15 protein-coding genes are annotated in these 14,179 nt (G+C 46.3%); 7 read left to right on the forward strand and 8 right to left on the reverse strand.

Going from position 1 to position 14,179, the window contains the following annotated elements; translation table 11 throughout:
• Positions 1 to 972: a 6-phosphofructokinase gene (pfkA, locus tag ACE3K2_RS26515; RefSeq protein ID WP_253433325.1), complete on the reverse strand. Its 972-nt coding sequence runs from the start codon at positions 970 to 972 to the stop codon at positions 1 to 3.
• 53 nt (positions 973 to 1,025) lie between these two features.
• Entirely contained in the window at positions 1,026 to 2,105 is a 1,080-nt protein-coding gene (locus tag ACE3K2_RS26520) for a tetraprenyl-beta-curcumene synthase family protein (protein ID WP_421897168.1), read from the reverse strand.
• 179 nt (positions 2,106 to 2,284) lie between these two features.
• Here ACE3K2_RS26520 and ACE3K2_RS26525 point away from each other — a divergent pair, with 179 nt between their 5' ends.
• Together ACE3K2_RS26525 and ACE3K2_RS26530 are read left to right on the forward strand one after the other, a co-directional pair.
• Positions 2,285 to 3,625, forward strand: a complete 1,341-nt coding sequence (locus ACE3K2_RS26525) for a multi antimicrobial extrusion protein MatE (protein WP_421897171.1) — start codon at positions 2,285 to 2,287, stop codon at positions 3,623 to 3,625.
• 39 nt (positions 3,626 to 3,664) lie between these two features.
• The gene (locus ACE3K2_RS26530; RefSeq protein WP_249911163.1) at positions 3,665 to 4,837 is read left to right on the forward strand and encodes an MFS transporter; all 1,173 of its coding nucleotides are present in this window, start codon (positions 3,665 to 3,667) and stop codon (positions 4,835 to 4,837) included.
• Between the two features lie 152 nt (positions 4,838 to 4,989).
• Here ACE3K2_RS26530 and ACE3K2_RS26535 read toward each other — a convergent pair whose 3' ends face one another.
• Entirely contained in the window at positions 4,990 to 5,187 is a 198-nt protein-coding gene (locus ACE3K2_RS26535) for a cold shock domain-containing protein (protein ID WP_017689394.1), read from the reverse strand.
• 162 nt (positions 5,188 to 5,349) lie between these two features.
• Here ACE3K2_RS26535 and ACE3K2_RS26540 point away from each other — a divergent pair, with 162 nt between their 5' ends.
• The 5 genes from ACE3K2_RS26540 to ACE3K2_RS26560 all read left to right on the forward strand — a co-directional run bounded on the left by ACE3K2_RS26540 (position 5,350) and on the right by ACE3K2_RS26560 (position 9,446).
• The gene (locus tag ACE3K2_RS26540) at positions 5,350 to 5,583 is read left to right on the forward strand and encodes a hypothetical protein (protein WP_017689395.1); all 234 of its coding nucleotides are present in this window, start codon (positions 5,350 to 5,352) and stop codon (positions 5,581 to 5,583) included.
• 3 nt (positions 5,584 to 5,586) lie between these two features.
• A complete protein-coding gene (locus ACE3K2_RS26545; protein ID WP_421897176.1) occupies positions 5,587 to 5,772 on the forward strand; it encodes a hypothetical protein in 186 nt (61 codons plus the stop codon).
• A gap of 215 nt (positions 5,773 to 5,987) precedes the next feature.
• Positions 5,988 to 7,778, forward strand: coding sequence for an oligoendopeptidase F (pepF, locus tag ACE3K2_RS26550; protein ID WP_421898490.1), 1,791 nt, complete (start codon positions 5,988 to 5,990; stop codon positions 7,776 to 7,778).
• A gap of 131 nt (positions 7,779 to 7,909) precedes the next feature.
• On the forward strand, positions 7,910 to 8,293 hold the full coding sequence (locus ACE3K2_RS26555) for a LapA family protein (protein ID WP_421897178.1): 384 nt from the start codon (positions 7,910 to 7,912) through the stop codon (positions 8,291 to 8,293).
• A gap of 112 nt (positions 8,294 to 8,405) precedes the next feature.
• Positions 8,406 to 9,446, forward strand: a complete 1,041-nt coding sequence (locus ACE3K2_RS26560) for a M42 family metallopeptidase (protein ID WP_421897181.1) — start codon at positions 8,406 to 8,408, stop codon at positions 9,444 to 9,446.
• A 120-nt stretch (positions 9,447 to 9,566) separates the two neighbouring features.
• Here the strand turns inward: ACE3K2_RS26560 and ACE3K2_RS26565 are convergent, their stop codons facing one another.
• From ACE3K2_RS26565 to ACE3K2_RS26585, 5 genes are all read right to left on the reverse strand, one after another.
• Positions 9,567 to 10,025, reverse strand: coding sequence for a hypothetical protein (locus ACE3K2_RS26565; protein WP_421897184.1), 459 nt, complete (start codon positions 10,023 to 10,025; stop codon positions 9,567 to 9,569).
• Positions 9,982 to 10,506 (reverse strand): hypothetical protein, encoded by a 525-nt coding sequence (locus ACE3K2_RS26570; protein ID WP_421897187.1) that lies wholly within the window; start codon positions 10,504 to 10,506, stop codon positions 9,982 to 9,984. The genes ACE3K2_RS26565 and ACE3K2_RS26570 overlap by 44 nt, the downstream gene beginning before the upstream one ends.
• A 164-nt stretch (positions 10,507 to 10,670) precedes the next feature.
• Entirely contained in the window at positions 10,671 to 12,602 is a 1,932-nt protein-coding gene (locus ACE3K2_RS26575; RefSeq protein WP_421897190.1) for an ABC-F family ATP-binding cassette domain-containing protein, read from the reverse strand.
• A 60-nt stretch (positions 12,603 to 12,662) separates the two neighbouring features.
• On the reverse strand, positions 12,663 to 13,241 hold the full coding sequence (locus ACE3K2_RS26580; RefSeq protein WP_339303121.1) for a TetR/AcrR family transcriptional regulator: 579 nt from the start codon (positions 13,239 to 13,241) through the stop codon (positions 12,663 to 12,665).
• Positions 13,242 to 13,253: 12 nt separating this feature from the next.
• Positions 13,254 to 14,063: a DUF92 domain-containing protein gene (locus tag ACE3K2_RS26585; RefSeq protein ID WP_421897193.1), complete on the reverse strand. Its 810-nt coding sequence runs from the start codon at positions 14,061 to 14,063 to the stop codon at positions 13,254 to 13,256.
• Positions 14,064 to 14,179 lie beyond the last annotated feature (116 nt).

Below are 14,179 nucleotides of genomic sequence, written 5' to 3' on the forward strand. Positions count from 1 at the left end.
TTATTGGGACAAACGTTGTGCAAGCTCGTAAGTCTCCATATCGAAATCTTTTTTCGTGTTAACCACTTTATCAATATCCGTCAGGGTAAGTTCACCCTTGATAATGCCACAACCTTTGTCTGTCTCGCCTGCAATCAGACTGCGAACAGCGAAGTCGCCCAGACGGCTTGCCAGGTTACGGTCGAAAGGTGTTGGCGTACCCCCACGCTGAATGTGACCCAGAACGGTTACACGCGGCTCATATGTTGGGCAACGTTCCATCAGTTCTTTTGCTACATCTTCACCCTTGCCTACACCTTCTGCAACGATGATAATACTGTGACGTTTACCATGTGCAAAGTTAGCTTTCATCCGATCTGCCACTTCGTCCATGTCAAACGGAACTTCCGGCACAAGAATCGTTTCAGCACCCGAAGCAAGTCCGGCATGCAGAGCGATATCCCCACAGTGACGACCCATAACTTCAACAATGGAAGAACGTTCGTGTGAAGACATCGTATCACGCAATTTGTTTACTGCATCAACCACGATGCTTACAGCTGTATCAAATCCGATCGTATAGTCGGTGAATGAAATATCGTTATCAATTGTTCCTGGCAGACCCATTGTGTTAATACCCAGTTTACTCAGTTTGTTTGCTCCGTTGTAAGAACCATCCCCACCGATAACAACCAGACCGTCAATGCCACGCGCACGCAGAATATCCGCACCTTTTTGCTGACCCTCAGCGGTATAGAACTCCTTGCAACGTGCCGATTGAAGAACCGTTCCCCCACGTTGGATGATATCCCCTACACTCCGCAAATCCATTGGGAAAATGTCATTATTCAAAAGACCCTGGTATCCACGTTGAACGCCATATACTTCGAGACCGTGAAACAGTCCGCTGCGAACGACCGCACGAACAGCCGCGTTCATCCCCTGTGAATCACCACCGCTCGTTAATACTGCGATTTTCTTTACTGCTGTCATGATGTTTCTTCCTCCTCTAGTTTCACTTCAGGCTCCGCAATATTACACCTGACTTACATATTCTTCCGTATCCAGCGACTGAAGATGAAGAAAAATATTCTTGTCATCGGACTATTCTTCATCAGACGTTTGGATACAACGCGAACTTCCTGCTGTTCGCTGACTTTGGGATCAGACAGGTAGATGGCAATCAGTCCTTCGATAATCATCCGGTGAAAGGAGCTTCCCGGAATCTTCTGCACATCGCTGCGTGCCATCTCCACAATAAAAGCAATTCGGTCCAGCATTGTCTCTACATTCTCATAATAGTTGCAGAAGTTGAGATCTCCCCCGATGCGGTCCTCATCCTGATCAATTAAATAATCGAGCATAATGTGCAATGCGCATACATGTGGGAAATAGGCCGTGTGGATCGAGGCCGCTTGCTCTTCAGTCAACTGATCGTCACTCGCAGCCAGAAACAGCATGAAAACGCCCAGTGTAGAGCCAGTTGCAGCAGCAAATTCGTTCCAACGAAACTGAGGTGTGCGATGACGATGCTCCGACCACCATTCGAGCAGTGCCGTTTCTCTCAGTTCCGGCTTGATATGCTTATATACCTGCAGGTCCGTGTATAGGCCTGCCAGATCCTGAATTTGGGGCTTGGCGGACGCATAGCCTGGTAACTGACGGGTCAGTTCCTGACATGTGGTCACCAGATTCCGCAGATATCCACCGTCATCCTGCTCCTCACGGAGGGCATAATAATTGACGGGAATTGCTTCGGGATCTACCGCATCAAGCATAGATTGATGGAGAAGACGAAAGTCATCCGGGTCCATCGACGTGCTGCGGTCGCACAGATTGTCCAAATAATCACTGATAGTTTGATATGAAACGATCAACGGAATCAGAATGTGTCTGTTGGGCAGGTCAGCTAATGCGTAGACGGTTCCGCCTTCACAGTGAAACTGCTTATCCTTGAGACTGGCAAGTGCTTGCGTACGCAATTCCTCATTTGGAATTACCTCAGCTTGAGCACGCCATCCATTCAATGCCTTCCGTGTTTCCGGAATGGTGTATTTGTACACCCCTCTCATCAATGCCAGCGGTCCACGCGGATATTGATGACGTTTTCGATTTGATTGGCTCAAAATAAATGTGCCTCCACTTGGTTGAATACGTATTAGAGCGATTTTTAACCATTCCTATTATAATATGATCCCCTTAATTGTACAAATGATCTGCCGCATATTCCGCACAAAAAATCGCATCCGCGCTCAAAGCTTTGTGATATACTAGGCATATTTCATCCATCAAAGGAGTCGTTGACATGTCGTCAAGTGAATCACTTTCGTGGAGACGGTTATTTTCTTTTTTTGTGCCACTTGGCATTTCCGCCTCTCTCGTCACCATTTCTCACGTCATTATAAACAGCACATTAGCACGTTCCGCTCATCCCGAGACGGTTATTGCCAGCTATGCCATCGCCGGCAGCTTGTTAACCCTCACGGAACGCCCCTCCACCCTGCTGCGGCAAACCTGTTCCGCACTGGTTCGCGATCGCCTATCCTTTCAGGCCCTCACGTTTGTGACCAAAATATTTCTTGCCTGTGTGCTTCTAATTGGATTTCTTATCGTATACTCTCCCGTTGGTACCGGGGTGTTCAAATACCTGTTTGGTGTAAGTCCCGATCTGCTGGACAAAGTCATCGACGTTTATGAAATTCTCATGTATGTGAGTATCTTCTCAGTGATCCGCAACATCTACCAAGGGATCATCATTACGAATAACCGAACCAAGTGGTTAACCATCGGCATGATATTCCGTTTAGCCGGCATGTACGGCTTATCCCTCTATTTCATCTACACAGACAGCATTGACAGTGGTCGTGTAGGCGCTATCATTTTCGCTGCTGGCATGATGATTGAAGCGCTGGTCAGCTTTTTGGAGGGAAACAGCATCAAACGCAAGATGCCAGCCAAGCTTGAGGATCATCCCGTCGAGAACAAGGGAGACGTATTTCGCTTTTATAAACCCCTGCTGTTATCCAGCTTTGTAGCCCTGTTTATAGGACCCGTCATTAACATCGTACTTGGCAAAACGACCGGGATCGCACTGGCCATTTCTTCCTTTGCCATAGCAAGCAGTCTGATGCAGTTGATGCTAAGCTTCTTTACATACATCCATCAGATCGTGCTTAATTTCTACCTTGTGGATGCCAAACTGGTACGAAAATTCGCACTTGTCACCGGATTTATTCCGTTTGCGATGATGGTTTCGATTGCCTATACCCCCTTGGGACCATGGGTACTCGAAAATGTCATGAGCGTTCAGGGCGAACTGTTGAAACAAAGTCTGTGGACACTGCGTGCGTTTGTCTTATTTCCGCTGATCTTCCCTTTTCTGGATTTCAGCAATGGCCTTATTCTGCTCCGTGGTCAGACAAAAACGATGTTTCGTTCACAAACGGCGAATGCAATCTGCACGGTAATCGTGCTGCTTATTCTTGTTAGTATTTTCCCTGCGTGGAACGGCATGATTGGCGCTGTAGCCCAATCCCTTGGCCTGCTCGCCGAACTTATTATTGTCTGGCTTGTCATCCGTCGCACGCAGAAAGAACCAACCATGTCCGTTCCATCTACCGGTAAATCATCATCCCTGAAAGGGTAAAAAATCATTGAACTGTGATCAGGATTGGAGTCTCTCATCATGAAATTAAGTCACAACGCCCGCCCGGATCAGAACTGGCTGCGGGCTCTCATGTTCACCATTTTCGGTTCCACCGTTCTGGTGGTATCCTACTTTCAGCTTTACTTCAGTCATCTAGGCTTCAGTCGGGCTGAGATTGGTTATCTCTACGGAATTGGCCCACTCATCTCTGTGTTCTCCAATATGTTCTGGAGCATGGCCAGCGACCGCTACCAAACGGTACGCAAAGTGATGATTATTCTGCTTGGTGGCCAATTGATCACAGGGATCATGCTGGCCAATGCAACAACTTTTGGTCAGGTATTTGTACTCGTAACCCTGTTTTACTTTTTCTATTATCCGGTCTATCCACTATCTGATACGATGGCTATCACTACGGCCAGCAAGTACGGTCGAAATTTCACTTCCATTCGAGTCTTCGGATCGATCGGTTATGCCTTCTTTGCATTAAGTATCGGGTATTTTCTTGGATCTTTTGGTCCAGCATGGACGATCTGGGTTTGCGTTGGTCTTGCTGCCACTACACTATTGATCAGTTTCCAATTGAAGGATCAACCTTCAGGAAGTAGTAGCAAAATGGACCTATCGGGGTTATGGGCTATTTTGAAACGCAGAGATGTGCTCACCTTTTTTGGCTGTGTATTTTTGCTTGCCATGGGACATCGGATGAACGAAGCTTTTCTTACCATCACGCTGAAAGAACTGGGTGCCAGTGAGGGGCTGATTGGTTGGTCTTTGCTGATCTCTTCCGTAAGTGAAATTCCCATATTTCTTCTGCTGAGCAAGTATGGCAACCGTTATAAGGAACTGCCGCTAATCGCTTTTGCTGCATTGATGTATACAGTTCGTTTGCTTCTCATGTCCATATCCGATACACCTGCAGCTGTTGTTGCAATTCAGACCATGCACAGTGTTACCTTTGGTATTTTCTACGTTACGGCGGTCCGTTATATCATTCGCCTGGTTCCGGACGGCTACAGGGCTACAGGTATGGCTTTGTTCACCATTGTTTGGTCCAGTGCTTCAGGACTGCTTAGTGGAACGTTGGGCGGACTGCTGCTGGAACATGCAGGCAGACAAACCTTCTATCTTACCGCTATGGCGTTCTCCCTGGCTGCACTGATCGGTTTCGGATTGAAGTTATGGTCCAGCATGACCAATCGTGTGTCTTAAACAACAGTGAACCTACATCATATTCAATTGTTATTTTTACTGAAAATTTAGAATCAAAAAAAGCACAGCCTCCCTCAGGGGACTGTGCTTGGATTCTTAATATTCAGCTATAAATTTATCATGTATAAGAAGTCCGTTGACCGGAAAAATTCTTACAGTTTGTTTACGTTAGCTGCTTGAGGACCACGGTTTCCATCAGTGATTTCGAATTCTACCGCTTGACCTTCTTCCAATGTTTTGAAGCCGTCTCCTTGGATTGCGGAGAAATGTACGAATACGTCCTCGCCGCCTTCAACTGAAATAAAGCCATAGCCTTTTTCTGCGTTAAACCATTTAACTGTACCTTTCAAATGAAAAACCTCCTAAAAATATCGCCATCTATGGCGAATACCCTTATTATACTGTATGGGCTTCCATTTTGCAATTTATCTTTCCATAAATGTCGAAAAAATTTGCTTTGAATCGTAGGGTACGGTATCATTTTACCAAAACCGTTAGTTTGGAGACTACCTATGATAAAAAAACATGAAATATACAAAACAGACAAGTGGAATATGATGACCGTAGAAGTTCAAGGCAAATATCTCGTACTGCGCGAAATTTCGGAAGAGTGGGGCGAAGAATGCCATACATTCCTTAGCCGTCCTGCCTTAATGCACTGGGCTGAACGCCGTTTTCCAAAAGCAGATTTTGAGAACCGTGAGGATGAATGGCGTCAATTGATGGCTGCCTTCAAAGGGGTCTAACCCATGCAGCTTGACTCTAGCAATGTCGTCATCTTTATCATTCTTGCCTTCTCTCTTGGTATTGTGCTTATTCTCGGACGCAATTCCATCCCGGATCAACTGAGACGGGGAATGGCGCTTATTGCTACCCTGCTCATTTGTTTCGCCTTTTTCCTGATCGTTTATTTCTTGTATAACATGGGAACCTAATCCCAAGGAGAGCGTGATACTCAAATATTTCAACGTGTCTTTGGTCATACTATACGAGATTATTCGTATGGTAAGGAGGAAGGCCGTTGAAATACCAGAAATCGCTATCTGTTATCCTGGTACTTAGTCTGATTCCTTCGTCTCTCTCCGCACAGGCGAGCGAGACGAAGGCAGCTTCGTCCAACCATTCATCAGATCATCAAAGGAGGATTTCCATGAGTCAATTATTGAAACGTTCCGAGGTGCCCGCTGAGCATAGCTGGAAACTGGAAGATTTATTTGCCGATCAGAAAGCCTGGGATCAGGAATATGAAGAAGTATCGTCTTTGACCAAGAAAGCCTCCGAATTTCGAGGCAAACTGGGTCAACCGGATGTACTCAAATCTTGCTTCGAATTTGAAGATGAGATCAGCCTCAAAATAGAACGCCTCTTTGTATACGCACGTATGCATCAAGATGAAGACACAGCTAATCCTACATATCAAAACCTGTCCCAAAAAGCCCAGAAATTAGGCGTACGGGTTGGTGAAGCACTTTCTTTTGTAACACCGGAGATCCTTTCCCTTCCGGATGATCAGTTGGACGCATTGATTGCAAACAAAAAACTCTCTGCTTACACATTTACACTGGAAGAGATGAAACGGGAAAAGGCCCACGTTCTTAGCCAAGCAGAAGAAGCTTTGCTTGCACAGGTAGGCAACCTTTCACAAGCACCACAGACCATCTTCAGCATGCTGAATAACGCCGATCTCAAGTTTCCAAAAATCAAGGATGAACATGGTAACGAAGTTGAACTGACACATGGCAGCTACATTCAGTTCCTTGAGAATCCTAATCGTGAAGTCCGCGAACGTGCCTTCAAAGCGGTATATGAAACCTATGCCAAACAGAAGAACACGATTGCGGCTGCCTTGAATGCAAATGTAACCAAAAATATGTTCTATGCTAATGTTCGGAAGTACCCTTCCGTGATGGAAATGTCCTTATATGGAGATAACATCCCAACGGATGTGTATACGAATCTGGTAGACACGATTCACGAGAGCCTTCCATTATTGCATCGTTATATGGACCTGCGCAAAAAGTTGCTGGGTGTGGATCAATTGCATATGTACGACCTGTTCGCTCCACTTGTAGACGAGTACAAAATGGATATTACCTATGAGGAAGCCAAACAAACGGTCAAAGACGGTCTGAAACCACTGGGCAAGGACTATGCTGATGCATTGCAGACTGGATATGATAACCGCTGGATCGATGTATATGAGAATGAAAATAAACGTTCAGGTGCTTATGCATGGGGCGCTTACGGGACTCACCCGTATGTTCTGTTGAATCACAAAGATAATCTGAACAGCATGTTCACACTCGCACACGAAATGGGTCACGCTCTGCATTCACATTACTCGGATACCACACTTCCGTATCGTGATGCCCAGTACACCATCTTCCTGGCTGAGGTTGCATCCACAACCAACGAAGCGTTGCTGATGGATTATCTGCTTAACAAATCAACAGATCCAAAGGAAAAATTGTATCTGCTGACCTATTATGCCGACCAATTCCGTACAACAGTATTCCGCCAGACCATGTTTGCTGAATTCGAGAAAATCATTCACGAACGTGCGGAACAAGGTGACGCATTAACACCACAATTGTTATCCGAGATCTATTATGATCTGAACGTTAAATATCATGGTAAAGACATGGTTGTTGACAAAGATATTGAGATGGAATGGGCTCGTATTCCCCATTTCTATAACAGCTTCTATGTTTACAAATATGCAACTGGCTTCTCCGCAGCGACCAGCTTCTCCAAGCAAATCCTGGAAGAGGGCCAGCCGGCTGTAGACCGTTATCTTGGATTCCTGAAGAGTGGCGGCAGTGATTACTCCATTAACATTCTGAAAAAAGCAGGTGTGGATATGTCTACACCACAGCCAATTCGTGAAGCCATGAGTGTGTTCAAGGAATTGATTGAACAGATGGAGCAACTAACCAAATAAGGTTGTCTTTCCATGTGACCTGCATCCCTTGCCCGTTAGGGCAGGGGATTTTATAATCAATGCAAGATGCAATATACCCGAATTCGGGTAATGCATACTAGTTCTCAATTGTTCAACAAGGAGGCAACACCATGAAAATGCAATGGGCACTCATAGCAGGTCTTGTTTTTGCACTGCTCACAGGAATCTTTGCGGTTATTAATGTAGATTCCGTACAAGTGAACCTGTTATTTAACACCGTTCAAATCCCGCTGATTTTGCTGATCCTCGGTTGCACCCTGATCGGTGGAATTATTGTAGGTTCATATGGTATCTATCGCCAATACCGACTGCAACGCGAGAACAAGCAATTGAAATTGCGTGTATCTGAATTGGAAAGTTCGGCGGCAACAAGCAACTCTTCGTTTGATTCTTTCAAATCGATGGATTCGCTTGATTCAACTCAAGCTGACAGCCTAGTGGACAATGATTCGATCCAGAGTCAGCGCAAAGGAAACCCTACGGGGACATTGTAAGCAACAGAATCAGCCTGCTGGCGAGTCAGGAATGGTAGTATCACATTCACTCCCCCAGACAGGCTGTATTTTGTTTCATACCATACCCACGTTCCAAGGAGGAAATTATACAATGAGTTTTACAATTGATGAATCTTACGTTTTATCTTTTCTGAAAAAATTGCTGGACACACCCAGTCCAAGTGGCTACACCCATCATATTATCGAGATGATTCGCAAGGAAGCAGAATCACTGGGTATCGCATGTGAGCTGAATAACAAGGGTGGTGCGGTGCTTACATTGCCAGGGCAGGATTCTTCCAAGACAATTGCTTTGAGTGCCCATGTGGATACGCTAGGGGCCATGGTACGCTCCATTACATCTTACGGTACATTGAAACTGACCTCTGTCGGTGGATTTTCCATGCAAAGTATCGAAAATGAGTACTGCAGCATCCACACTCGGGACGGTAAGACATACACAGGCACCATTCTCTCCCTTCATCCGTCTGTACATGTTTATCCAGATGCACGTACCTTTGAACGGACCGAGAGCCATATGGAAGTTCGAATTGATGAAGTTGTCTCCTCCCAGGATGATGTGTTGAAACTTGGGATCGCTGTCGGTGACTTTATCTCCTTTGATGCTCGTGCAATCATCACTCCGAGTGGTTATATCAAATCACGTCATCTCGACGACAAAGCCAGCGTTGCTGCCTTATTCGGCATCCTTGAGTCTGCACACCGCGAAGGCTGGAAACCACTACATAATGTTTCTCTGCTCATCTCTAACTACGAAGAAGTCGGACATGGCGCATCGTATATCCCTGCGGAAATCAGTGAAATGATCGCAGTAGATATGGGAGCCATGGGTGACGATCTCAGTTGCAAAGAGACTGACGTTTCCATATGTGCCAAAGATTCTTCAGGCCCGTATGACTACGATATGACCAGTCGTCTCATTGAACTGGCCAAACAAGATGGGTTGGATTACGTCGTCGACATTTATCCCCACTATGGCTCAGACGGCAGTGCAGCATTACGCGGAGGGAACAATATCCGAGCAGCACTGATCGGTCCAGGTGTTCACGCATCTCATTCCATGGAGCGTACACATAAGGATGCTGTCCTGAATACGGCACGATTGCTCGCAGCCTACATTACAACCAAGTAAACAGAATTATGTATCGATGAAATTATCATGAATAACATCCATATGTACTTCTAAGCAGAAGGACACTTCCAGGCACAGAAGTCGGTGTGCGATCGGAAGTGTCCTTTGCTGTCATATCTCTTAATCTGCCTGTTCCACATAAGCAAGATATTTACGCTCCAAAATCTCTAACTCTGCCTTATGGTCACGCATTTCATTTCTCAGTACATGCATGGTCTTTCGAACCGCACTCAGTCCATCTTTTACCTGACGTTCCGCTTTACGAATTTTGTCCTGAACCATCCAGTCCACAAAGAGGTTATCAAAGAAATAGTCTGCGAATGAAAGCAGACCTCCAAGTTGCAGATCCGCGTGTACGGCCATCTCTACATCCTCCAACTCCTTCTGAAATCGTCGTAGGCGCTTTCCTGCATCCATAATGGCAACCTGAGCGTCATCCATACGTCCCCGCTTGATATGTGTGGAGATTACCCCTCCACCCATCATGTCATATACGCCCCAATTACCTGCCGAAGCCAAAGCCTTCTCCGCACGTTCAAGGGCATAGACCAGATATTCCCCCTTCCCGGAAAGCTTCATCCAATTCCTGAAGTTCACTCGCCAGATGTTCCCGATTCTCAGCCATGTGTTGCAATTCCGCATCCTGGTCCAACAGACGACCTTCCTTCTTCCCCCACAGAGCGTTGTAGTCACTCTGCCAGTACTGATACTGCCGCCCGCCCTCCAACTCCTGCTCTACATGAATTCGTTGCTCCTGTACGTCTTGTAACATGCGACAAGCCGTATCGTACGCAGCCTTACTCTCCATCAGTTCTAACTCTTCCTTTTCCAGACGCTCTGTCTTCTTGCCAATCAATTGATAGAAAAATGCTGACAATGTCATACTGTTCAGTCGATCAACATCTTTCTGCTCCTTCTGGAGATGCATCTGACGACGTATTACCTTTGTTTCCCATTCTGTTTCTTCTGTTTGAAGCTTTTCCAAACGCTTGGTCCATTTCTCGTAAATTCTTCCCTTTTCCTTGAGCACTGCCAACTGTTCATTAATTTCTTTATACATAAGTGTGGTGTTCTCTCCCTTCTATGGAATTCTTTACTTATACAACGTAATGAACATACGGAACGTTTCACTTTAAAGCGAAAATCCACAGACAAAAAAATCGCCCTCTCCTCTAATTGCGACTTAAAGTCACGATAGAAGAAAGGGCGATGTTTAATTATAAATCAAGACTTGCTCTGTTCAATCTGCTCTGCAAGTTCATTCAGAATGGTCCAGCGTTCCATCAATTCGTCCAGATGACGCTCTGCCTCAACCTGCTCCGCCATCAACTCCTGCAGACGGGCAGAATCACTAAATGACTCTTCCATCTCTTTGTTAATCCGGACAAGATTGGCTTCAGCCTTCTCAATATTTTCATCAATCTGATCGTATTCACGTTGCTCCTTAAAGCTGAATTTCAACTTCGGTTTAGCCGCTGACACAGCAGGCGTTGTTTTCTCCGAGGACTGCTTCACCTTCGCTGCTCCTGTGTCACTCTCTTGCGTAGCTCCAGGTGCATTTTTCAGCATCCATTCCGCATATTCGCTGTAGTCGCCGACGTGTACACGTACAGCACCATTGCCTTCAAAAGACAGCACTTTATCCACAGTACGATCAAGGAAATAGCGATCATGGGAGACCACAAAGACAACACCCGGGAAATCGTCCAGGTAGTCTTCCAGTACAGCGAGTGTCTGGATGTCCAGATCATTCGTCGGCTCATCCAGCAGTAATACATTCGGCGCAGCCATCAGCACACGCAGCAAATATAGACGACGCTTCTCTCCACCAGACAGGCGGGAGATTGGCGTCCACTGGGATGCCGGGGTAAACAGGAAGCGCTCCAGCATCTGGGATGCTGTAATCAGTGAGCCATCGGCTGTTTTCACATTCTCCGCTACTTCCTTGATGTACTCAATGACACGAAGAGATTCATCCATCTCCTGATGTTCCTGTGTGAAATAACCCAGATTGACCGTAGGACCGACGTCAACCACGCCTGCATCGGGTTCCAATTTGCCAGATATCATCTGTAACAGCGTGGACTTACCACTACCATTCGGTCCGACAATCCCGACCCGATCTCCAGGTACGGCAATATAACTCAGATCTTCAATCAGTTTGCGACCATCAACGGCTTTGGAAAGATGTTCGATCTCCAGAATCTTTTTCCCCAGACGAGTGGAACCAACCGATACTTCCAAAGAACCCGAGCGCTGGACTCCTTGTTGGTCTTTGAGTTGTTCGAAGCGATCAATTCTCGCTTTTTGTTTCGTCGTCCGTGCCTTGGCACCACGACGAATCCATGCGAGCTCCGTCCGAAGCAAGTTCTTGCGTTTCTGTTCGGAAGAGGCTTCCCGTTCTTCACGCTCTGCCTTCAGTTCCAGAAAACGTGTATAGTTGGCTTCATAGCGGAACAAACGACCATGATCCAATTCGAGCATGACATTCGCCACACGATCCAGGAAATACCGATCATGCGTGATCATAAGCAATGCGCCGCGTCGCTTCTGCAAGTACTGTTCGAGCCATACTACCGAATCATTATCAATATGGTTCGTCGGCTCATCCAGAATGAGCAGTTCGCAAGGGTGAATCAGCGCAGCAGCGAGTGCTACCCTTTTGCGTTGTCCACCAGACAATGTGCCCATCAGTGCATCGAATTGACGAATACCCAGTTTGGACAAAATACTCTTTGCTTCACTCTCCATCTGCCAGAGCTGAAGCTGCTCCATTTGTTGATTCAAACGTAATAATCGCTCCTGCAACGCCGGATCGGAGGCATTCAGTTCCAGTAATTCCATCGTTTCCGTATATTCGCGCACGGTTTTCATTTCCATGCTGTCACCTTCGAATACTTGTTGCAGTACCGTATTATCCGGATTGAAGTCCGGATTCTGCGCTAGGAACTGAATGCGTACGTCATTACCGATGGAGATCTGTCCCGCATCTGCAGGTTCCATACCTGATATCACACGCAAAAACGTGGATTTACCGGTACCATTTACCCCAACGACACCAATCTTGTCCTGATCAGCCATGCCAAATGAAGCATCCTTGAACAATATTTTTTCGCCATAACTTTTTGTAATTTGCTCTACCGTCATTATGTTCATTGCTTGTACCCACTTCTCTGTAAAATAAAATTCAATATTACGTACATCCGTGAACTCACTTTAAACTTGCAAAAAAGAACGGCAACCGTCCAGAAACAATGCTGCTGCAAAGGCAATTCGTTTGTTCAGATGTTCCTCATTGAACTCCGGATTTAACATGATATCCATCTTCAGCCGGTCCAGAATTCCAATATAGGCTTCAGCGAGCAATACAGGCTCAGGTACACTTGCGCTCTCCAGTACCTCACGTACCATGCTCATGTATTGGTTCATGAATGCCTTCATGAATTTCATCAGATCCGGATCATTATTGGGTGCCATAAAAAAGAGCTTGGTATGATTGCGGCGCTCATAATAATACGTAAGGTGGGTCTTGGCTATTGCTCCAAGTTTATCACCTGTGTTCTCATGAGAGTTCAAAGCATATTCAAGACGACTGATAAAGCTGTTACAGTCCCGCTTGGATACTGCGATAAATAATTGTTCCTTGCTTTTGAAATATAAATAAATGGTGCCTTTTGCGATGCCGGCTTCGTCTGCAATATCAGACATTTTGGTCTCATAAAAACCTTTCGAGCCAAAAATACCATAGGCCGCATCCAAAATAGCCTCCGATTTGTCTCCCTGTATCGTGCTCAAATGTACTCCCCCTTACAAAGCCAAAATGTTACCTAAACCTATCGCCACGCATCCTCCGATAACCGAGCTAAGCACGTTCACCAGGTCGTTACTCATCCATGCCCAGCCACGAGCCCGAACCGTTGGATGCCCGCAATGTTCATGTACCTCAACTTCACGGCCACACACAGTGCATCGATACATCTTTTGCACCGTTGCGCCCAGATAGGAATCGGCAAAAGCACCTGCCAACCCGCCTACAAAGCCGACAAAAGTCCAACTAAACAGACCAAGCCCTTCGATCCCGGCGATCCATGAAAACAAGAAGGCTCCCACTCCGATCAGAGCCCCACCTAAGGCTGCAGCCACGGTGCCGAGAAGTGAGACACCTCCTGAAGCACCTGGCGTAAGTACCTTCCATGTGAGAACAGAGCGCGGCGGCTTGCGACTGAGACTTCCGAGTTCGGTTGCCCATGTATCCGATGTAACGGTAGCCATTACACCAATGAAAGCATACACCCATGCCGGATGTGGAAATATCCAGTATCCCAGACATAGGAACATGCCCATCCCACCATTAGCCATCACTTGCCCGGCGTCCCGGTTTCCTGACTTGGCATAGGATTTCTCCAGCTCCTGCTTCCGATCTTTACGGAACCTGGAGAGCAACGTTGAAGTCATAAAGAACAACAATAACGTGCCAAACCAGAACAGGTTACCCGCTCCGTAATATATCGTTCCCATCATGATGGCTGCCAGGCAGCCAGACAGGGTTAGCGACTTTTTTGCATAGGCAGCACCTGCCACCATAGAAGCGCATACGGCGCCAATAATCCAATCCATAATGTCTCCTGCATGCAGCGTATGTAAAGCCAGCATGACGTTTATTGTATTTTTGAAATTCAATTATACCACGGTTTGATGCCAATGCCGAAACTCCTGAGGCCAGCACACAAAAA

It is taken from the genome of Paenibacillus sp. (assembly GCF_048976745.1).
Taxonomy (GTDB): Bacteria; Bacillota; Bacilli; order Paenibacillales; family Paenibacillaceae; genus Paenibacillus.